Origin of the sequence: Frankia sp. CcI156, from assembly GCF_001983015.1 — a bacterium.
Classification (GTDB): Bacteria; Actinomycetota; Actinomycetes; order Frankiales; family Frankiaceae; genus Frankia; species Frankia casuarinae.
In genome coordinates, this window is the sequence record NZ_MOMD01000003.1 from 20,156 (window position 1) to 39,827 (window position 19,672).

Sequence of the window (19,672 nt, forward strand, 5' to 3'; positions counted from 1 at the left end):
GGGGACCAGGCGGCGGGGACGAGGCGGCGGCGATGGATCAGCATCCCGCGCCCGGCCGGCACCATCAACATCGCCCAAGGACTACGCCGCCACTCCCGCCGACCCGAACGACCGCTCCACGCGATCACGAATCTGGATTACCGACAGACAACTTTGCCGGAGCCCGGCAGGAGAATACTGGATATGCTCGAGCCGAGGCCGTCGACGGTGAGTGGCGCGACGGATCCGATACCGCAGAGGAGCACTGTTGCGATGTTCTTACCCGGAAGGCCGTCGTTATTACGGTCGACTGCACTGATCTCTATCCTGATTAGCCTGATCGGACTGGTTGCGTGCACCGCTTCGGAGGATTCCACCGGACGCACCGGAACAGCTGCCTGCGCCACACCGGGCATAACTGAGACCGAGATCAAGGCCGGCGTTCTTTTCCCTGACACCGGGCCGTTCGCGCACAGTATGCGCGCGTTCCGGGCCGGAATCGATGCACGTTTCGGCGAAGCCAACGCCGCAGGCGGCGTCAACGGGCGGAAGATTGTCTACAGCTGGCGGGATGATGTCTCCGACCCCCAGTTGAACCTCGCCGCGGCCCGCGAGCTCGTCCAGAAGGAAGAGGTCTTCGGCATCATAGAAGGACTGGGTGCGGTCTCCGGCTCAGCCCARTACCTCGCGGATCTGAACGTGCCGATCGTCGGACTGGGAGYCGAACCCGTCTGGGCCGCGCACGAGAACATGGTCTCGTGGCATCACTATACAGTCCCGGCCGGGTCGTCCACCGTCTGGGGGGATTTCATTCGCGGTGAGGGGGGAACCCGGAGCGCCATGGTCGACGTAGCGTTGAACGCTGCCGTGCACGACTATCATCGGCAGCTCGTTGACAGCCTGCAAGCGGYCGGTGTCAGCGTGGACATAAACTTCGAGGTGACCGCGGAGACGACCAGCTTCGAGGCGTTGGCCAGGCAAATGAAGGCGGCTAACATCGACACCCTTACCGGCGTCATCACCCCGGACGTCCTCACTCAGATCCTCCCCGCGGCCCGTGCCGCCGGCGTGAACCTCAAGACGGTGCTCCTCTCGCTCGGCTACGATCGGGCCCTGCTGACCGATCTCGGCCCGGCCCTGGCCGGCACCAACATCTACATCAGCTTCGTCCCGTTCGAGCTGAACACCCMCGCGCATCAGCGGCTGCTCGCCGCGATGACCCGCTACTCTCCRCAGACCCAGCCGCCGGAGCAGGAAAGCGCGGTCTTCGGTTGGTTGTCCGCCGATCTGTTCCTGCACGGCCTGCAAGCCGCCGGCGCCTGCCCGACCCACCAGTCGTTCCTACAGGGTCTGCACTCCGTGCACGACTACGACGGCACTGGCCTGCTCCCCAAGCCGGTTGATCTCGCGAAAAACCGCGGCCAACTCGGCAACTGCTATTATTTCATGCGCATCAGCGGCGACGGCAGTCATTTCGTACCGCTGCAGTCCACGGCCCGTTGCGGTAATTTGATCAACTGAACAATGCGCCTTCCGTGGGGAGCCTTTCGGCCTTCGCCTCGATCAGACCGCCGAATCCTAGCCGCGCAACGCGGCAGGGCGGCGATCGACCGAAGACGGCAGGCCGATCGGTGCCCTGCCAGCGCCCGGCTGCCGGCTCGGTGCCCGCGGCCGAGGAAGATACGCKGGTAAGGGAGAGCGGCCGTGGGGTGGACGGGCAACCGGGTAGGACGTTCAGGAACGGCCGACCCCCTGGGCGGCARAAACCCCGCCTCCCTGCTGGGGAGACGGGGCTGCAACGCGTCATCTGGTCGGGGTGGCGGGATTCGAACCCACGACCTCTTCGTCCCGAACGAAGCGCGCTACCAAGCTGCGCCACACCCCGCGACCGAGATGAAGCATACCCGACGGCTCAGTGGTCCGACGGGGTGGGGTCGCCGGCCGGCACCAGGGTGAGCAGGGTCGCCTCCGGCCGGCAGCCGAGGCGCAGCGGCGCGAACGGGGACGTGCCCAGCCCGGACGACACGTGCAGCCAGGACGACCGCCCGTCGACCTCGTGACGGGACAGCCCGCGAACCCGGGCCCGGTCCAGCCCGCAGTTGGTCACGAGCGCCCCGACCCGGGGCAGCCGGATCTGACCCCCGTGCGTGTGCCCCGAAAGGGTGAGCCCCACCCCGTCCGCTGTGAACGCGTCGAGGACCCGCGGTTCCGGGGTGTGYGACAGTCCCAACGCGAGCTCAACGCCGGGCTCCGGGGGGCCGGTCACGACCGCGAGCTGGTCGCGGCGCAGCCGGGCGTCGTCCACGCCACGCAGGTCGATCCGGCGACCGCCGACCTCGATGACCGCCCGCACGTTGGTCAGCTCGGTCCACCCGCTGGCGGCGGCGAGACCACCGGCGAAAGCCGCCCAGTCCAGCRGAGCGCCCCTGGGATGGGCCTCGTCGCCCCGCCGGAGGTAGCGGTGCGGGCTCTTCAGGGTCGGGACGAAGTAGTCGTTGTTCCCCGGTACGAAGACCCCGGGAAACGAGTAGAGCGGCTCCAGCGCGGCGAGCAGGGGATCCCGGGCATCGGCCGCAGACAGCACGTCACCGGTCAGGGCGACCAGGTCGGGGACGAGCCGGGCCAGGTCCCCCAACCAGGCGAGCTTGCCGTACTGACGGGGGGTGACGTGCAGGTCGGAGATGTGCAGCACGCGCAGGGGGCGCGCGCCGGCCAACAGCACCGGGATCCGCACCCTCCGCAGGGTGTACGCCGTGCGCTCGTACAACCCGCCGTAGGCCGACACGAGCGCCCCCACCGCCGCGACACCCACGAGAGTCCTCGCCGCTGTGTGACGTGCGTTCATCGTCCCAGTCTCACCCACCGCGGGCGGGGACCTGCCGCCACCCGGCCCGGTTCCGCGCGCCGCGCCGCGCACCACCGGGCGCCGCGCACCACCGGGCGCCCCGCCGACGGAACCGGCGTGACCACCCTGCCCGCAGACCATAGGCTCCGGTGGTTATGAGCACCCTCAAGGAACGTCTGCGCGCCGATTTGACCGTCGCGATGAAGTCCCGTGACGAGCTGCGGACGTCCACTCTGCGGCTGGCCCTGGCCGCGGTGAAGGATGCGGAGGTGGCCGGCAGCTCCGCGCGGGTCCTCGACGACCCGGAGGTCTCGAAGGTCCTGACCCGCGAGGTGAAGAAGCGCCGGGAAGCGGCCGACGCCTACGCCGCGGCCGGTCGCGGCGACCAGGCGGACCGAGAGCGGGCCGAGGGCGAGGTGCTCGAGGAGTACCTGCCGAAGCAGCTCGGCGACGACGAACTGGCCACGATCATCGACCAGGTACTCGCGGGTCTGGATGTCAGCGGTCCACGAGCGATCGGTCCCGCCATGAAGTCCGTGCAGGCCGCGGTCGGCGGCCGRGCCGACGGCGGCCGGGTCGCCGCACTCGTGAAGGCCCGGTTGGCGGGCGGCTGAACGAGCCGCGTGGCCCGCGTGGGCCGGTCAGCGCCGCCGGCGCCCGCCCTGGCCCCGGCCATCCGTCCCGTCCAACGGCCCCGAGCCGCCTGAAGCGTTCAGCTGCCGACGCAGATCCGTGCCCGGCTGGCCGCCCCCGGCCGGTTGGCCGTCATTCGGCTGGGCGAGCGCTCCGAAGCCGGGTAGCGTCGATCCACCCGGCAGGACGGCCGTGCCGGTCAGCCCCCCGGAGATCTGCAGGGTGACCTCGGTGTTGAGCGAGACCTCGCTGCCCGGGGCGGGCGACATCGCCACGACGGTGCCGGGGGGCGCCGGATGCGGGACCGGCTGCGACCTGACATGGAAGCCCAGCTGGACGAGCGTCTGCTCGGCGACCTGCTGCGGCTGCCCGACCACGTCCGGCAGTGCCTTCGTCGGCACCTCGGGTTGGGTGTCGTCCGGGGTCGGCAGCGGTTCGACCGGTAGTCCGAGACCGGCGATCGTCCGGATCATCGTGCGGGACCACACCTGGGCGGGATATCCGCCACCGAAGACGTTGCGACCCTTCACATTAATCAGGGGATGCGACGTCGGTCCGCGCGGGTCCGCGAGGGTCACCGCCGCGGCGAGCTGGGGGATGTAACCCGCGAAGGAGGCGGTGCTGAACCCCTCCGCGGTGCCGGTCTTGCCGGCGGCCGGCCGGCCGATCTGCCCGTYCCCGCTGGCCGTCCCGTGGTTGATAACCCCCTGCAGCACGGCGCTGACCTTGTCCGCAATCTTYGGGTCGAGCGCCTGCTGGCAGGGAGCGCCGGTGTCGAAGGGAAGCGGCCGGTCCGTCCCGCCCACCCGCTGGGTGATCGCGAGCACGGCCCGCGCGTCGCACTTCCTGCCCCGCGCGGCCAACGTCGCGTAGGCGGTCGCCAGATCGAGGGTGCTGATCTCGTTGGATCCGAGGATGGAGGAGCCGTCGACCCGGGTGATCCCGTCCACCCCCCTGCATTCGGGATCGTTGTTGTTGTGCTGCCGGATCCGGCACGAGGTGACGCCCATACGGCGGGCCACCTCGGCCGTCTTCAGCAYGCCCAGCTTCTCGGCGAGCTGGATGTAGTAGGTGTTGACCGATGACCAGGTTGCGGTCGTCAACGAGTAGAAACCGTCCTCGCTGGGATCGGCGTTTCCGTAGCAGTTCTTGCCCTGGGGATCCGGGTTCGGGAAGACGTTCGAGTGGTAGCAGAGGGGGGCGTGCAGCGTCGTGGAAAGCGGTAGTCCCGATTCGAGCGCGGAGATCAGAGTGAACACCTTGTAGGTCGATCCCGGGGAGAACGAGTCCTCGTCGACGGGATAAATCTCCTTGGTGTGGACGAAGTCCGTGGACAGGGCGGCGGGCTGTCCGTCCGCCGTCGGTCCGTAGACCCGGTTGATCGCCAGGGCGAGCACCTGGCCGGTGTTCGGCTGCACCATCGCGACGCTCGCCGCCACCCGGTTCCCGATCGGGATGACCTCGGTCGCGGCCGACTGCGCCGCCTGTTGCGCCACCGGGTCCAGCGTCGTTCTGATCGTGAGRCCGCCCTCGAACAGTAGTCTGCGCGCGTCCTCCTCCGTCGGGGCGAAGGATCTGTCGTTCAGCAGCCGCTGGCGCACGAGGGCGCAGAAGAACGGCGCGGTCGAGTCGGCGCAGGGATCGGCCGAGTGGGGCTGCCGGTTGAGCACCACCTCGCCATCGTGCGCCTGATGAAAGGCCGCCGCGTCGATGTGATGAAGTTCGAACATGCGGTCGAGGACTACGTTGCGCCGTTCCCGTGCCGCCTGCGGATGTATCGCCGGGTTGAAGGCGTTCGGGTTTTTCACCAGGCCGGCCAGCAGCGCGGCCTGCGGCAGGGTGAGCTTGTCGACGTCGACGTTGAAGTAGTGCCGCGCGGCTACCTGGACCCCGTACGCACCATCGCCGAAGTAGGCGATGTTGAGATAACGCTCGAGAATCTCGTCCTTGCTCAGATGGGCTTCGAGGTACAGCGCATAACGCGCCTCCCGAAGCTTGCGCTGGACGGTCTGCTCGGTCGCGGCCTTCTTCGCCTCAGCCGTCGTCGCGGACATCAGAAGAACGTTCTTGACGTACTGCTGGGTCAGGGTCGAGCCGCCCTGGGTGACCTCGCCGTTCTCCCGGTTGGTGAGATACGCCCGGACGAGACCCTTGTAATCCAGCCCGTCGTGCTCGTAGAACCGGGAATCCTCGATGTCGATGATCGCCTGACGCATCACCGGCGGAACCCGGCCCAAGGACACGACCTCACGGTCCTGCTCCCCGCGCAGCACGGCGAGGACGTTCCCCCGCGCGTCGAGGACGCGCGACGCCTGGGCCAGCGGGGGGACCGTCAGGTTGGCCGGCAGGTCGAGGAAGTCGTCCGCGCCGCCCTTGACGGTMAGTCCGGCCGCTCCCACCACCGGCAGGGCCAGCATGCCGACGAGCACCCCCGCCACCACGCTGATCACGCCGGCGCCGAGCAGCCGCGTGGCCACGAACCCCAGCCGGCGGGCCGATGATGCGATGGGACGAGGCTCAGGCCGGTCGACGTCGCCGAAGCGGAGTTCGTCAGGCCCGTACGGGCGCCCCGGTACACGGTCGCGGGCGGAATCCTCGAACCGCCCACGACCGGGCGTGGGGTGCCCAGGGGGCGTGGTCATCCAGGGACCTCCGTCCAGCCAGGCTGGGACACCCGTCGGAGCATACGGGCCAACATTTGATCAACAAGCGCCACCCCCGCCGCCCCGATTTCCACGAACGCCACAAGGCGGCGGCCCATCGCAGCCGATAATGCCGTGAGCTGGGACGCCGCAGTTCCAGCCCCGGCCGGCGACCCTGCCGGTCCCGGGCGCGCCCCGGACGACCGTGACAACCTCCACACCCGCTGCCCCGCCGCCCACGCTCCATACCTCCACTTTCGGGCGTCATCTCAATTCCGGCCCCACATTAGGGCAATCTCGTCAAAACGGAAACGAAGCGATGAAAAACCTACATTATCTCTGAGTCGATACCTCATTGTCACGCAACAGACATACGGAGGTCACAGACCGCACTACCATGGCGATCCGGATCAATGGCCCGGACTAGTCATTTGGACAACCACCCGTGTGGGGTCTGTGCCGTGGCCACGCCACTCCGTACGGTTTCGGGTCAACGCCACGTCACCACCCGCACGGGCCCCCTGACCCGGACTCGAGAAGAAAGGCAGGTGGCATGACCAGAAGCCTGACCTCCACCGTCAGCACGCCACGCCGTGCCAACACGACCCATCTCGTGGGTTCCGCCGTCGACGGCGACTGGACGGCTCACGCCGCCTGTCGCGACCTCGACCCGGATGAGCTGTTCGTCCAGGGCGCCGCCCAGAACCGGGTGAAGACCCGGTGCTTCGGCTGCGCTGTCCGCACCGAGTGCCTCGCGGACGCTCTCGACAACCACGTCGAGTTCGGCGTCTGGGGGGGYATGACCGAACGGGAACGTCGCGCGCTGCTACGTCGCCGCCCAGACGTCACGTCCTGGCGGAAGCTGCTCACGGACGCCCAGGCCGACCACAGATCGGCCTCCGCCGGCTGATTCAGCGGTGGTCCGACCAGTCCCCAAGGCCGATCGGATCCTTCGCCGGCTATCCCCCGCCCGAGGACAACGTCGTCCCGGTCCGGGATCACGCACATCCGCTGTCGACCGCGTTCTCTCACCCGGATGAACCGGGCTCGCCGATCAAGCTGATCAAGCGGTCCGATCCAGCCGTTCGTCACGCGCGAGCGCATCGCCGATCTCCCGCAGTCCGACGAGATCGTGCACGTCTTCCGACAACGCCTCCACCTCCACTATCGGGGTGTCGGGGTGGGCGCTGGTGAACCGCTCCCGCAGCCGCGCCTCCCGGCTCRCCAACCGGACCCGATCGGCGTGGATGCGCAGCACCGCGGCGGCAAGCGGATGCTCCCCGTGCTCCTCGAGGTTCTCGGCGGCGGCAAGGCTGCGCTCGATGTTGAGCGCCTCGGCATCGCTGTGGTGCATCCGGTTCACGACCAGTCCGGCGAGGGGCATCCCCTCCGCATCGAGCCGATCGACGAAGTAGGACGCCTCCCGTAGCGCCGCGGCCTCGGGTGCGGCGACCACGATGAACGAGGTGCCGGGATCGCCGAGCAGGCGGTAGGTCTCCTCCGCCCGCGCCCGGAAGCCACCGAACATCGTCTCCAGCGCCGCCACGAACTGGYTGACGTCGGTCAGCAGCTGGGCGCCGAGCACCTTGGTGAGGACTCGGGTGAACACGCCGAGGCCGGCGCCGAGCACCTTCACGTACGCCCGCCCGCCGGCCTTCGCCGGCGCGAGCAACAGTCGTAGCAGCCTTCCATCGAGGAAGGCCCCGAGCCTCGTCGGAGCATCGAGGAAGTCCAGCGCCGACCGGGTCGGGGGCGTATCGACCACGATCAGATCCCACGTGCCGGTGGCGTCGAGCTGGCCGAGCTTCTCCATCGCCATGTACTCCTGGGTGCCGGCGAAGGAGGACGACAGCGACTGGTAGAAGGGGTTGGCAAGGAGGGCCTCGGCCCGCTCGGAGGTGCTGTGCGCCAGGACGATCTCGTCGAACGTCCGCTTCATGTCCAGCATCATCGCGTCGAGACGACCACCGGCGGCACCGTCGACCCCGGCCACCTCGCGTGGGGTGTTGTCGAGCGCGGTCAGGCCCAGGGCCTGGGCGAGTCGCCGCGCCGGGTCGATCGTCAGGACGACGACGTTGCGCCCGCGCTCGGCCGCCCGCAGCGCGAGCGCCGCGGCCATGGTCGTCTTGCCGACCCCACCCGAGCCACAGCAGACCACGATCCGTTCCGTGTCGAGCATCGCGTCGACGTCGAGCAGTGGCACGCCGGCCGGATGCGGACGCGTCCGGCGCGCTCCCGGCCCGCCGCGACGCGCCGCCGACTGCCGGACGCTCCCCGCTGCCGGCCTTCGCCGCCCGGCGGACGGTGCCCCGGGTTCCCGCCGTGGTGCACCGGGTGACGGGCGCGCGGGGCTCATGCCACCATCTGCTGCGCCCGCAGCATCTCCGCGAACCGGTAGACGGTGCCGAGGTCGACGCCATCCGCGACCAGCGGCACCTCATACACGGGACGACCCAGCCCGGCAATCTCCGCACGCTCAGCCGCCTCCAGCGCGACGCGATCGGCGTGCTGGGCCGCCTCCCAGGCCAGCGCCTCGACCAGCTCAGGGGTGGGCTCCATCCCAGCCTCCTTGATCCCGGCGGCAATCTCCTCCCGGTCCAGCTCCCCGCGCCGGGCCAGACGGGACTCCTTCGCGCGCAGCAGGGGTGGGCGGGTCATGTTGACCACCACACCGCCGAGCGGCAGGCCGGCGCGGGTCAGCTCGGYCACGCCGTCCACCGTCTCCTGCACCGGCATCTCCTCGAGGAGGGTGACCAGATGCACGGCGGCCCGATCGGGCGCCAGCACGGCCATCACGCTGTCGGCCTGGGCCCGGATCGGCCCGACCTTGGCCAGCCCCGCCACCTCCGCGGTGACATTGAGAAACCGGGTGATCCGGCCGGTGGGCGGYGCGTCGAGCACCACCGCGTCGTAGGCCAGCCCTCCCGGGCGGGTGGCGTCGGGCCGGTTGACCGCCTCCTTGACCTTGCCGGTGAGCAGCACGTCGCGAACCCCGGGAGCGATGGTCGTGGCGAAGTCCACCGCGCCGATCCTGTCCAGGGCCCTCCCGGCCCGCCGCAGGTTGTAGAACATCTCCAGATACTCCAGCAGGGCCTCATCCGCGTCGATCGCCAACGCGAACACCTCCCCGCCGCCGGGGGCGCTGGCCACCTTGCGCTCCCGGTAGGGCAACGGAGGKGTGTCGAACAGCTGCGCGATCTGCTGCCGACCCTCGACCTCGGTGAGCAGGACTCGACGACCACCGCTCGCAAGCGCCACGGCCAGCGCGCCGGCCACGGTCGTCTTGCCGGTCCCGCCCTTGCCGGTGACGATGTGCAACCGCCGGTCCCACGGACCGGCCACCTCGCCGCTCGCTTCCTTGATCACGGTGTTCTCGCTGTCGATCACAGCGTTCTCGCTGTCGGTCACGGTGTTCTCGCCGTTCACAAGCTTGACCGTACCCGCGTGCACGGTCCCCACCACGGTGGTGAGCCGGGAGAAAACCCGCGGCGCACCGCGGGGCGAGCCAAGGTAGGGGATGTGGGGAGAGGTGACCGGAACGATGCGGCGGCGAAGGCTCGGGCCCGGTGACACGGGTGTCCGGAACCGTCGGCGCGATGCTCTAAGGTCCGGTGTCATGCAGACGAAGTGGGAGTACGTGACGGCGCCGGTACTGATCCACGCCACCAAGCAGATTCTCGACAACTGGGGTGAGGACGGCTGGGAGCTGGTCCAGATCGTTCCCGGTCCCAACCCCGAGAGCCTCGTCGCCTACTTCAAGCGTCCCAGGAGTCAGTCCTGACATGGCCGCACCGAGCGAACGCCTGGCGGCGCTGGGCCTGACGCTGCCGCCGGTCCCGACCCCGGCCGGCGCCTACCTCCCCGCGGTCCGGGCGGGCAGCCTGATCTGGACGGCCGGTCAGCTTCCGCTGGTGGACGGCCGGCTGGCCCGAACCGGCCTGGTGGGCGCGGGCGCCGAGGTAACCGTCGAGCAGGCCGCGGAGCTCGCCCGGACGGCCGCGCTCAACGCGCTGGCGGCGGCGTCGTCGGTGGCCGGCGGACTCGACGGGATCACCCGGATCATCAAGGTGGTTGGATTCGTCGCGAGCGCCCCCGGCTTCACTGGCCAGCCAACGGTCGTCAACGGGGCGAGTGAGCTGCTCGCAGCGGTCTTCGGCGAGGCCGGTCAGCATGCCCGCTCGGCCGTCGGCGTCTCGGCGCTGCCGCTGGGCGCACCGGTCGAGATCGAACTGGTGCTCGGGGGGTAGGCCAGTCCCGCCGGTGCCGGCCTCGGGGTTGCGGCGGCGCGCCGCGGCCAACAGGACAAACAAACCCCGCCTCGCCACCAACGGCTCTAGCATCTGGGCAATGGTCGACCACAAGGCTGCCCTGATCGCTCGGCTGCGCTGGTCCCCGGCCGACGGAGGCCGCCGCGACGGGGTGACGGCGCGCCATCCGTCCGCGCCGCCCGCAGCGGTGCGCGACGCCTCGACGGTCGTGCTGCTGCGCRACGCGCCGGGTAACCAGGGGATCGAKGCCTACCTGCTGCGCCGGGCGGCGACCATGGCATTCGCCGGTGGGATGTACGCATTCCCAGGTGGACGAGTAGATCCGGCCGATATGGGGCCAGACGTGCCCTGGGCGGGCCCATCGGTCGCCGAGGTCATGCACGCGCTCGACGCCGATCCCGCACTCGCCCGCGCGCTCGTCTGTGCGGCCGTACGGGAGACCTTCGAGGAGTGCGGGATCCTGCTGGCCGGCGCGGTGGCGGGCGAGGACGGCAGGCTCGGCGGCGGCCCGGAGGCGCTCAGCGATCAGGTCCGGGCCGCCGAGCGCCTCGCACTGGAACGGCACGAGCTCGGCCTGAGCGCCCTGCTCCGCAAATACTCCCTCGTGCTGCGGGCCGATCTCCTCGCGCCCTGGGCCAGATGGGTGACGCCCGAGATCGAGCCGCAACGGTACGACACCAGGTTCTTCGTCGCGGCACTTCCCACCGGCCAGCATCCCGGCCAACCCTCCAGCGAGGCGGACCGGATGCAGTGGATAYGCCCTGCGGACGCCCTCGAACGCCATAGGGCCGGGACCATGGACATGCTGCCACCCACCGCGTTCACCCTCGCCGAACTATCCGAATACGCCGACGTCGCGGCGGTGCTGGCCGCCGCCCACGCCCGCGACCTGTCGCCGATCATGCCGAGGATTCTGGTCAGCGGCGGCGAAGCACGCCTCCTGCTGCCGCATGACGAGGCGTACGACGACCCGGGAAACCATGACGACCTGCGGGATGCGGGCCCCGCCGACCCGGCGTGGCAATAGCCATGGCCGTGCCCCGACAGATCACTCCCCTGGCCGCCGTGCTTCTCGCTCCGAATCCGGGCCCGATGACGCTCGACGGCACCAACACCTGGATCCTGCGCGCCGCCGGCGAGGAGGGGTGTGTGGTCGTGGACCCCGGCCCGGACCACGCCGGACATCTGGCGACGGTCGCGGCGGCCGGCCGCGTCGATCTGATTCTGCTGACCCACGGCCATGTCGACCACAGTGCCGGCGCGGCCACGTTGCACGATCTCACCGGCGCCCCGGTCCGGGCGCTCGACCCCGTCTTCCGGCTGGGATCGGAGGGGCTCACGGCCGGCGATGTGATCGCCACGGCCGGCGTCGAGCTCCGGGTCCTCCCCACCCCGGGGCACACCGCCGACTMGTTGTCGTTCCTTCTACTCGGGGAAGACAAGCCGCTCGGGGAAGACAAGCACTCCGCGGATTGCCGGGACCGGGCGGAGTCGGGCCCGACCTCCGGCGACCTCCCGCCCGGTCCGGCGGTGCTGACCGGAGACACGATTCTCGGGCGTGGCAGTACCGTGGTCGCTCACCCGGACGGCCGTCTCGGTGACTACCTGGACAGCCTGCGGCTGCTGCGGGAACTCGGCGAGACCACCGTGCTGCCCGGCCACGGCCCCGAACTGCCCGCGGCTGGCCGCGCGGCCGAGCGCTATCTGGCTCACCGCCACAACCGGCTCGACCAGGTGCGGCGTGCTCTGGTGGACGCCGGGGTCGACGCCGCGGAGGCGGACGCGGCCGACGTGGTCCGCCGGGTCTACGCGGACGTCGACCGCGCCCTGTGGTTCGCGGCGGAACTGTCGGTCCGCGCCCAGCTGACCTATCTGCGGGAGCATCCCGACGGCGCCTGATCAGCCCAGTCGACCAGCCGATGGCGAGCGGCACGTCCGTGGCAGCGGTAGCCGGACGGCCGCCTCACGCCACCGAGAGGTTCCGGGAGGCCACTAAGAGATACCGGGCCGATATCACGCAGCGGTATCGCAGCAGCATCGACGCGGCTGCGGTCGGTCATCCGACAAGACGGGATTCGAGGAAGGAGACCCAGGCCACTAAACTCTGGCACGGAGGGAACCGCCCGTGCGCAGGATGACGATTTCGACCAGCCGAAAACCGGGCGACCGGTCCGGCCCCCTACCCACCGGCCACCCGGACGGGAGGCCCCAGCCATGGTGATCACAGCTCCGCACACGGGCCCGCTACGGTGCCCCCGGTGCAGCTCGGCGGCCGTTCCGGGCGGACGATTCTGCTACCACTGCGGCTTGGAGTTCACCTCGGTCGAGAGTCCCGCGGTGGATGCTTCCGAGCGCCGGGTCGTCACCGTTCTGTTCGGTGATCTGTCCGACTTCACCGCCTGGGCGGAGGATCGCGATCCGGAACGCGTCGGGGAGATGACCGATCGGGTCCTCGCCGCCCTCGCCCACGAGATCGACGAGGTCGGCGGCCGCGTCGACAACCTTACCGGTGACGGCATCATGGCCGTCTTCGGGGCTCCCACCGCCCATGAGGACGACCCTGAACGTGCCGTTCGGGCCGCCGCCGCGATGCAGGAGACCGTTCGTCGRCTGGTGCTCACCTCCACGGGGGGTGACGATGACGGCCGGCTCGGCCTGCGGGTGGGCGTCAACACCGGCGAGGTCCTCGCGGGGGTGCAGGCCGCGCTCTCCTACACCGTGATCGGCGATACCGTGAACACCGCCGCCCGATTGTCGGCCGCGGCCACGATCGGCACCGTCTACGCCGGTCGGGAGACCGCGCTCGCCACCCGGTCCGTGGCCACCTGGCGAGAGCTGCCCGACCTGGTCCTCAAGGGCAAGCGGGAGCCCGTCCCAGCCTATGAGCTGGTGAGCCTGCGCCCGTCGAACGTCGCCCGCCCCGGACTCGCCGACGACGCCATGTTCCTCGGCCGGGACGCCGAGCTCGCCTCGCTGACCGATCTGTTCGACCTGGTCGTCGCCAACCAGTCACCCGAGGTGGCACTGATCACCGGGGAGGCCGGGATCGGCAAGACCCGCTTGGCCATCGAGCTCGCCTGTCGGGCGGAGCGGACCCCCGGCACGACGGTGCTCTGGGGACGGACGGTCCGGCACGGTGACGGCCGCGGGCTGGCGCCCCTGGTCGACGTCGTTCGCAACGCGTGCGGGGTGACCGACGGTGACTCTCTCGACCGGGTGGCCAACCGCGTCCGGCGAACTGTGGCGGGGCTGGCGCATCCGCACAGCGGTGCCCGGCTGCCACCCGGCATCGCCGACCGGCTGCTGCTGCTGCTCGGCGTTCCGCTCGACCGGCGGCCCGCCGTCGCCACCGCGGCGGCTCCGGGGGATCCGGCAGCCCGGGCCTCGCACATCGCGGAGGCCGAACAGCGGTCCGTCGACGCGACGGTGGACGCGGTCGCCCTGCTCCTCGGCGCGCTCGCGTCCTCCGGGCCCATCCTGGTCATGATCGACGATCTGGAATGGGCGACCAGCCAGCTCAGCGACGCGATGAGCCGGCTGGCCTCGGCGTTGTCCGGGCCGATTCTGCTTGTGCTGCTGGACCGGACGGGTCCACGGCTCGCCGGACTGCCCCACATCCATCGCATCGCCCTGCGACCGCTGAGCCTCGAGGCCTCCAGCCGCCTGTTGCAGGATCATCTCGGCGGGGTGCAGCTGGAGCCCCGCGGCCGGGCCGATCTGCTCTCCCGGGTGCATGGCAACCCCTTCTTCCTGGTGGAGCTGCTCAACCTGCTGATCGACCGCGGAATGCTGCACCAGTCGGCCGAGACGACCAATGGGGAGTGGCCGGGCTGRGTCCTCGAGGGCTCCCTGACGGAGGCGACTCTTCCCGCCGGGGTGCAGTCGGTGTTGGCCGCCCGCATCGACGATCTCGACCCGGTGGCCAAGGCGGTACTGCGCGCGGCGGCGGTGCTCGGCCCGCGGTTTCCCGCCGAGGCGCTGCCGGTGGTCGACGAACGGCCCGCCGAGGAGGTCACCCGCGCGCTGCGGGTACTGACCGAGCGCCAGCTCGTCCGGCCGCCCCGGGCGACGGAGACGAGGTGGCGGTTCGTCCATCCCATGGCCCGCGACGCCGCCTACGCCGGGCTACCCAAGGTCGAGCGGGCCCGTCGGCATGCCACGGCGGCGCGCTGGGGGGTGACAGCGATGGTCGGCAGCTCGCGGGCCGTCTCCACCTTCGTTGCGAACCACGCCCTGCGGGCCTATGACCTGGCCGCATCGATGAACCTTCCCATCACCGATCCAGCCTGGTCATCCCGGATGTCCGGGTTCCACGCACATGTCCGGCTGGCGCGCGAGGCGCTAGCCCGAGACGATCATCGAGCTGCCGCCGACCTGCTGGCCAACGCGCGCCGTCTGGGCCGCGGCATCATCGACACGAACGAGGACAACGTCGTGCGGGTGCTGCACGCCGAGGCCCTGGTCGCGCTGCGCCAGCTCGATGAGGCCGAACGCACGCTACGCCCCGCGCTACGCGCCGACGCACCCGTCCGGCGGGCCGCCGCCTTCTCCGTGCTCGGCGAGCTGCGCCAGAAGCAGGGRCGCGCCGAGGAGGCGGCGCAGTGCCTGCTCACCGCCCTGGAATCGGCCCAACAGGCCGGTGACGACCGTGCGGAGGCCGCCGCGTTGCGCCGGCTGGGCATGCTCGAATACAACGCTGGCCGTATCGACGCGGCGGAGGAGCGCTACCGCGAGGCCCTCGCGATCGCCCGCCAGGTCGACGATCCCCGCGGGGTCGGTTGGGCGTTGCAGCACCTGGCCTGGAGCGCCACCACCCGGGGGGACTATCCCCGCGCCGAGCGGACGCTGCGCGAGGCGTCCGCGGTGTTCGACCGGCTCGAGGACACCGGCGGCCTCGGCTGGTGCCGGGGCACGGAGGCGCTGGTGCTGCTGCTGTCCGGGCAGCTCACCCGGGCCCGCAAACTCACCCGCGAACTGATCGAGCTAGCCAGTTCCGTGGGCGAGCAGTGGGGGATGGCCGTCTGCCTCACCATCGACGCGATAGCGGCCGCCGAGCTGGGCGACATCGCCACCGCCGAGACCCACGCGGAGCGGGCCGCTGAGCTGTTCACCAGCATCGGCGACGCGTGGGGAACAATGCTGACCCTGGTCGCCCGTGGGCTGGCGGCCCGTGGCACCGGCGAATCGGCCCGCGGGGCGGAGTACCTGGAACAGGCGTGTGCCGAGGCGGCCGCCCGCGGGCACGTCGTCGTCGGCGCGCTGGCCCGGGTGCTGCTCGGGCTGACCTGGCTCGACGCCGGCGAAGTGGACAAGGCTGGGCAGGCCGCCGAGATCGCGCAGGCGGACCTCGCGCAGCTGGAGCTGCGCCCGCATGCCCAGCTCGGGGCAAAGGTACTGGTCGCGCAGATCGCCCGGGCCCGCGGGCGGCTCGATGAGGCGACCGAGCTGTTGCGGGAGGCGTTGTCGGCAAGCGAACCGGCAACCCTGATGTTCCCCCGCCGGCAGGCGTACGCCCATCTCGCCGGCATCCTGTTGGATGCCGGGCAGCCCACCCAGGCTCTCACCGTGGCCCGGCGCGCGGTCAACGTGGATGCCGAGGACGTACGCGCCCAGGTGCTCGGTTACCGCGCGCTCGGCACCGCGCTGGTGGCCAACGGCGATCTGGAAGGCGGTCGTGCCGCCTATCTGCGGGCGCTGGCGGCCGCGACCGCCACGGGGGCTGTCAGCGAGGCGCCGCAGACCCGCAGGCTGCTGGCGAGACTGCCGGTCAGCGGGGCCGCCGACGGCGCGACCATCACTCCCGCGGGCCTGGCCGGGACGGCCGGATGAACCGCTGGAGCGGTCACCTCCCGTGGCCGGGCCTTGCGCGCGTCAACCGGCGCTCGAGGCCCCGGCGGGACCTCGAGCCGGTCGCCGGTCGCCGGTCGCCGGTCTCAGCGTGCGCGGCGGGAGAGGCGTTCGCGATCGAGCAGCACGACCGCGCGGGAGTCCAGGCGCAGCCAGCCCCGGGTGGCGAAGTCGGCGAGCGCCTTGTTCACCGTCTCCCGGGACGCGCCCACCAGCTGGGCCAGTTCCTCCTGCGTGAGTCCGTGCTCGACACGGACACCGGCGGCCTCGTTGCCGGGCTGTGCCGGCTCGCCGAAGCGTTCCGCCAAGTCGAGGAGGGCTTTCGCCACTCGCCCCGGCACATCCGTGAACACCATGTCGGCAACGTTGTCGTTGGTACGCCGCAACCGGCGGGCCAGCTCCCGCAGGAGCATCGCGCCCGCCTCCGGGCGTGATCGCAGCCAGGGACGCAACGCGGTATGTTCCAGCAACAGCAACGATGCATCCGTGACTGCCGTAGCGGTAGCCGTGCGTGGGCCGGGGTCGAACAACGACAGCTCCCCGAACAAGTCTCCGGGACCCATCACGGACAGCAGGTTCTCCCGGCCGTCGGCCGACTGACGTCCTATCTTCACCTTTCCGGACAGGACGATGAAGACCCGGTCCCCRACATCTCCTTCACGGAACAGCACGTCCCCACGGGTGACATCCTGCCGATCAAGATGGTCGGAGAGGGCCATTCGGTCCTGCTCGGACAGCCCTACGAACAGTGGTACACGGGCAAGCAGATCCTCCACGGTCCTGAGCATGCCAGGACTATCGGCAGAGAGCACGGCCAGGGACCCCCAGATGGCCCCGACAGGCCGATCGACAGGGCTCCGACGGGCCGATCGACACGGCCCGACCCGGACCCGACGGGCCGATCGACACGGCCTAGCCCCGCGCGGTCAGGCGGCTCGATGCTTGCCCGGCGGCGGTCGGCGCAGGCGCCGCCGGTAGCGCTCCAACGCGGCGGGGAGGCCCTGATTGACGAAGGTGCTGACCTCGTCCGGCCGGGCGTTGTCGAGGAAGCCCTCGAGGCCCTTACCGGTGTCGGCGGCATTCAACGGACGTTCCACCCGTTCCATCGCCAGCAGAAGGCCGAGAAGCAGCAGGGGAAAGGTGACCGCGGCAATGACAAACATGACCTCTCCATGGTGRCCGACCGGCGACCATCGCATGYGACCGGGGGTGGGTGTGTCGCGCATTGGCCACCTGGCCGGGGCCCGTTCGGACCACCCGGCCGCGGCGCCGGACGGGCGGATCGACCGGCAGATACGCTGCCAGACATGCCCGCAACCGTCGACGCCGCGGCCGAGACCCCGCTCGCGAAGACCCGGCGGGCTCGCCGGATAGTGCGTCTGCTGGGCGATATCCATCCCGACGCCCGCATCGCGTTGCACTTCGACAACGCTCTCGAACTGCTGGTTGCCACCGTCTTGTCGGCCCAGTGCACCGACAAGAAGGTCAACGAGGTCACTCCCGGAGTGTTCGCCCGTTATCGGACCGCAGCTGGCTATGCGGGCGCGGACCGCGCCGAACTCGAGGACATGCTGCGGCCGACCGGGTTCTTCCGTGCCAAGGCGAACTCGCTGATCGGCATCGGCGCGGCCCTGACCGAACGCTTCGACGGTGAGGTTCCACGGTCGCTGGCGGCCCTGGTGACCTTGCCGGGCGTCGGTCGCAAGACGGCGAACGTCGTGCTCGGGCATGCGTTCGACATGCCCGGAATCACCGTCGACACCCACGTCGGGCGGCTGTCCCGCCGCTTTGGGCTGACCACTCAGACCGACCCCGTCAAGGTCGAGTCGGACCTGGCGGCGCTCATCGAACAGCGGGACTGGACCATCGCCTCCGATCSCATGATCTTTCATGGGCGACGGATCTGTCACTCGCGCCGCCCGGCCTGCGGCGCCTGCGGGCTGGCCCGGCTGTGCCCGTCCTTCGGGCTCGGCCCCACCGAGCCTGCCGAGGCGGCCCGGCTGGTCCGGGGAACACGCAGCGACGTCGAAACCCTGCGATGACCGAGCTGCCAGCCAACGCCGACGGCGCCTTCGACACCGACGGGACTACCGTCCCCCCGCCCCCGGCCTGGCTGCGCGCTCTGGCGGAGAAGGCCGGGCAGGCCCTCGTGACCAGCCGGACCCATCCGGGTCATGCAGGCGCGGATGCTCGACCGGCCGCCGTACTCATCCTGTTCGGCGATGATGGCCCGGAGGGGCCGGACATCCTCCTGCTCGAACGGGCGGCCGAGCTGCGCAGCCATGCCAGCCAGCCCGCGTTCCCCGGTGGCGCCACCGACGCGACAGACGAGTCGCGGGTGCACACGGCGCTACGCGAAGCCGAGGAGGAGGTAGGGCTCGACCCCGCGGGGGTCGAGGTGCTCGCCGTCGCATCCCCGCTCTACCTGCACGCCAGTCGTTATCTCGTGACCCCGRTGATCGGCTGGTGGCATACTCCGTGCGCGGTCGTACCCGTCGATCCCGCCGAGACGTCGTCGGTCGCCCGGGTGCCACTCGCGGAGCTGGCCGACCCGGCCAACCGGGTCATGCTGCGCCACCGCACCGGCCTCGCCGGACCCGCCTTCCGGGTCYGCGGCATGCTGGTGTGGGGCTTCACCGCGGGCATCCTCGATGTTCTTCTCCGTCTCGGCGAGTGGGAACGGCCGTGGAACGACACCGAGCTCATCGACTACCCGGTCGCGCGGGCCACGACCAGCGGGACCCCGGTCGTGCCCGCACAGACGACCAGCCCACCGGCACCGTCCCACCCACCGGCACCGTCCCACCCACCGGCACCGTCCCACCCACCGCTACAGTCCGGTCCACTGGACAAGTCCAGCCCGCCGGCGGCACCGGCATCGCCCTGCGACGAGAGGCACAGCTGATGACCAGCACCGCGGACCGTGACCATGCGGGACCGCGACCGTCCATCCACTCCTCCCGGCAGGGGCRGTCACGACGGCCGGATGGTATCCAGCACCCGCCCSCTCGGGTGGCCTGGATGGACCGGACGGGCTGGACCAGGCGRACAACCCGGCTGGGCCGGCTCAYGGTAGCCCTCGGGCTGGCACTCGGTCTGTTCCTGGGCGCCGCGGGTTGCGGAGGCTCGGGCAAGGACGGCACGTCGACGGGGCCCTCCCTCACTCCCACCGAGGGAGCGGGCGGCCTRCAGATCTTCGCCGTCACGGGCCTGCCGAACCTGCACTTCTCCGCGATGGAACTGGTGGCCAGGCCGGGGCGGATCCGCGTCGACTTCTCGGTCGCGCCGCAGTCCCCGCCGCACAACTTCGTCATTCCGCGGATTCCCGAGGCACACACGCGCATCGTCTCCGCGGGAGAGTCACAGAGCATCACCTTCTCCGTGACGGAACCGGGTAGCTACCCGGTGGTCTGCACTCTGCATCCCAACATGACAGCCACACTGAAGATCCTCTGAGT

General features: G+C 70.6%; 17 protein-coding genes and 1 tRNA gene. 11 read left to right on the forward strand and 7 right to left on the reverse strand.

Annotated features, from left to right (window positions below; all coding sequences use genetic code 11):
• Nucleotides 1–183 precede the first annotated feature (183 nt).
• The gene (locus CcI156_RS01665) at nucleotides 184–1,500 is read left to right on the forward strand and encodes an ABC transporter substrate-binding protein (protein ID WP_083718242.1); all 1,317 of its coding nucleotides are present in this window, start codon (nucleotides 184–186) and stop codon (nucleotides 1,498–1,500) included.
• A 287-nt stretch (nucleotides 1,501–1,787) separates the two neighbouring features.
• Here the strand turns inward: CcI156_RS01665 and CcI156_RS01670 are convergent.
• Nucleotides 1,788–1,864 (reverse strand) — tRNA-Pro (locus tag CcI156_RS01670).
• Nucleotides 1,865–1,891: 27 nt separating this feature from the next.
• A complete protein-coding gene (locus tag CcI156_RS01675; protein WP_076804158.1) occupies nucleotides 1,892–2,824 on the reverse strand; it encodes a metallophosphoesterase in 933 nt (310 codons plus the stop codon).
• Between the two features lie 155 nt (nucleotides 2,825–2,979).
• Here CcI156_RS01675 and CcI156_RS01680 point away from each other — a divergent pair, with 155 nt between their 5' ends.
• A complete protein-coding gene (locus CcI156_RS01680; protein WP_011438630.1) occupies nucleotides 2,980–3,438 on the forward strand; it encodes a GatB/YqeY domain-containing protein in 459 nt (152 codons plus the stop codon).
• A gap of 27 nt (nucleotides 3,439–3,465) precedes the next feature.
• Here the strand turns inward: CcI156_RS01680 and CcI156_RS01685 are convergent, their stop codons facing one another.
• Nucleotides 3,466–6,099, reverse strand: a complete 2,634-nt coding sequence (locus CcI156_RS01685; protein WP_076804090.1) for a penicillin-binding protein — start codon at nucleotides 6,097–6,099, stop codon at nucleotides 3,466–3,468.
• 553 nt (nucleotides 6,100–6,652) lie between these two features.
• Here CcI156_RS01685 and CcI156_RS01690 point away from each other — a divergent pair.
• The gene (locus tag CcI156_RS01690; RefSeq protein ID WP_011438632.1) at nucleotides 6,653–7,009 is read left to right on the forward strand and encodes a WhiB family transcriptional regulator; all 357 of its coding nucleotides are present in this window, start codon (nucleotides 6,653–6,655) and stop codon (nucleotides 7,007–7,009) included.
• Nucleotides 7,010–7,162: 153 nt separating this feature from the next.
• On the opposite strand, the gene CcI156_RS01695 is transcribed toward CcI156_RS01690, so the two are convergent.
• Together CcI156_RS01695 and CcI156_RS01700 are read right to left on the reverse strand one after the other, a co-directional pair.
• Complete coding sequence (locus tag CcI156_RS01695) at nucleotides 7,163–8,455, reverse strand: ArsA family ATPase (RefSeq protein ID WP_076804091.1); 1,293 nt, start codon at nucleotides 8,453–8,455, stop codon at nucleotides 7,163–7,165.
• On the reverse strand, nucleotides 8,452–9,483 hold the full coding sequence (locus tag CcI156_RS01700) for an ArsA-related P-loop ATPase (RefSeq protein WP_371681746.1): 1,032 nt from the start codon (nucleotides 9,481–9,483) through the stop codon (nucleotides 8,452–8,454). The genes CcI156_RS01695 and CcI156_RS01700 overlap by 4 nt, the downstream gene beginning before the upstream one ends.
• Before the next feature lie 232 nt (nucleotides 9,484–9,715).
• On the opposite strand from CcI156_RS01700, the gene CcI156_RS24390 reads away from it, so the two are divergent.
• From CcI156_RS24390 to CcI156_RS01720, 5 genes are all read left to right on the forward strand, one after another.
• Complete coding sequence (locus CcI156_RS24390) at nucleotides 9,716–9,880, forward strand: DUF4177 domain-containing protein (protein WP_023840716.1); 165 nt, start codon at nucleotides 9,716–9,718, stop codon at nucleotides 9,878–9,880.
• A 1-nt stretch (nucleotide 9,881) separates the two neighbouring features.
• Nucleotides 9,882–10,346: a RidA family protein gene (locus tag CcI156_RS01705; protein WP_011438636.1), complete on the forward strand. Its 465-nt coding sequence runs from the start codon at nucleotides 9,882–9,884 to the stop codon at nucleotides 10,344–10,346.
• A gap of 100 nt (nucleotides 10,347–10,446) precedes the next feature.
• The gene (locus CcI156_RS01710) at nucleotides 10,447–11,394 is read left to right on the forward strand and encodes an NUDIX hydrolase (protein ID WP_076804092.1); all 948 of its coding nucleotides are present in this window, start codon (nucleotides 10,447–10,449) and stop codon (nucleotides 11,392–11,394) included.
• Between the two features lie 2 nt (nucleotides 11,395–11,396).
• Nucleotides 11,397–12,266, forward strand: a complete 870-nt coding sequence (locus CcI156_RS01715) for an MBL fold metallo-hydrolase (protein WP_076804093.1) — start codon at nucleotides 11,397–11,399, stop codon at nucleotides 12,264–12,266.
• Between the two features lie 438 nt (nucleotides 12,267–12,704).
• Entirely contained in the window at nucleotides 12,705–16,196 is a 3,492-nt protein-coding gene (locus tag CcI156_RS01720; RefSeq protein ID WP_371681743.1) for a tetratricopeptide repeat protein, read from the forward strand.
• Nucleotides 16,197–16,300: 104 nt separating this feature from the next.
• Here CcI156_RS01720 and CcI156_RS01725 read toward each other — a convergent pair whose 3' ends face one another.
• Entirely contained in the window at nucleotides 16,301–16,990 is a 690-nt protein-coding gene (locus tag CcI156_RS01725) for a Crp/Fnr family transcriptional regulator (RefSeq protein WP_035729396.1), read from the reverse strand.
• A 150-nt stretch (nucleotides 16,991–17,140) separates the two neighbouring features.
• Entirely contained in the window at nucleotides 17,141–17,377 is a 237-nt protein-coding gene (locus tag CcI156_RS01730) for a hypothetical protein (protein ID WP_023840719.1), read from the reverse strand.
• A 144-nt stretch (nucleotides 17,378–17,521) separates the two neighbouring features.
• On the opposite strand from CcI156_RS01730, the gene nth reads away from it, so the two are divergent.
• Genes nth through CcI156_RS01745 form a run of 3 tightly spaced genes read left to right on the forward strand, consistent with a single transcriptional unit; the run spans nucleotide 17,522 to nucleotide 19,670 of the window.
• The gene (gene nth, locus CcI156_RS01735) at nucleotides 17,522–18,256 is read left to right on the forward strand and encodes an endonuclease III (RefSeq protein WP_076804095.1); all 735 of its coding nucleotides are present in this window, start codon (nucleotides 17,522–17,524) and stop codon (nucleotides 18,254–18,256) included.
• Nucleotides 18,253–19,119 carry a CoA pyrophosphatase gene (locus CcI156_RS01740; protein WP_076804096.1) on the forward strand — a complete coding sequence of 289 codons (867 nt, stop codon included), beginning with the start codon at nucleotides 18,253–18,255 and terminating at the stop codon, nucleotides 19,117–19,119. Before nth ends, CcI156_RS01740 begins: the two co-directional genes overlap by 4 nt.
• Nucleotides 19,119–19,670, forward strand: a complete 552-nt coding sequence (locus CcI156_RS01745) for a hypothetical protein (protein ID WP_371681744.1) — start codon at nucleotides 19,119–19,121, stop codon at nucleotides 19,668–19,670. Before CcI156_RS01740 ends, CcI156_RS01745 begins: the two co-directional genes overlap by 1 nt.
• Nucleotides 19,671–19,672 lie beyond the last annotated feature (2 nt).